We start from the raw sequence: 693 nt of genomic DNA on the forward strand, positions 1-693 counted from the left end.
TTCACTATTTTTCAAAATATGCCGGTAACATTTTTAGCAGAAAATAATCAAGGATTGATGGTAAAAAACGGTTTTGCTTCTGTTTCCGGATTGGCTTTTCTGGTATTTTTTGCAGGCGTGATAATGGTTGTAATTTTTATTATCCGCAGAGTAGTTAATAGACGGCAAAAAACAAAAATAGGTGCTACTTGGGATTGCGGAACCGATCTGACTTCGCGCATGGAGATAACCTCTACCGGGTTTGCTCGTTCCATCGTCCTCATTTTTAAAGGCATATTAAAACCCAGTATCCAGCACGAAATTGAATATCATGACTCCGAAAGCAGGTATTTGCCAAAACAGAGAACAGTGATTTTGGGAGTAAGTGATGTTTATAAGACTTATTTTTATCAGCCACTCCACACACTGGTTCATATATTATCCTTGCGTACAAAAAAAATTCAAAGTGGAAACATAAATACTTACATTTTCTATATTTTTATTACGCTTCTAGTCGTGTTATTTGCCACATTATAAATTATGACAATTTTTATTTGGACAATTCAATTTATATTTATACCTGTAGTATCACCGCTCTGTGCCGGTATAATCAAAAAGATAAAAGCCAGGTTTCAGAATCGAGAGGGGGCCAGTATTTTTCAGCCCTATAAAGATTTATGGAAACTATTGCACAAAGATGAAGTAATAAGCCGT

At 35.4% G+C, this 693-nt stretch carries 1 protein-coding gene and 1 pseudogene (1 of these 2 only partly in view); both read left to right on the top strand.

Features of this window, described 5'->3' with window-relative positions:
• Positions 1-516: hypothetical protein (locus COU51_00840; protein PIR67008.1), on the top strand; the 516-nt coding region annotated here is incomplete at its 5' end.
• A gap of 3 nt (positions 517-519) precedes the next feature.
• Positions 520-693 (top strand): annotated as a pseudogene (locus COU51_00845) (hypothetical protein); it runs 33 nt beyond the window's last position.

The sequence above is a fragment of the Parcubacteria group bacterium CG10_big_fil_rev_8_21_14_0_10_36_14 genome, from assembly GCA_002772895.1.
In the GTDB taxonomy this organism is placed as follows: Bacteria; Patescibacteriota; Patescibacteriia.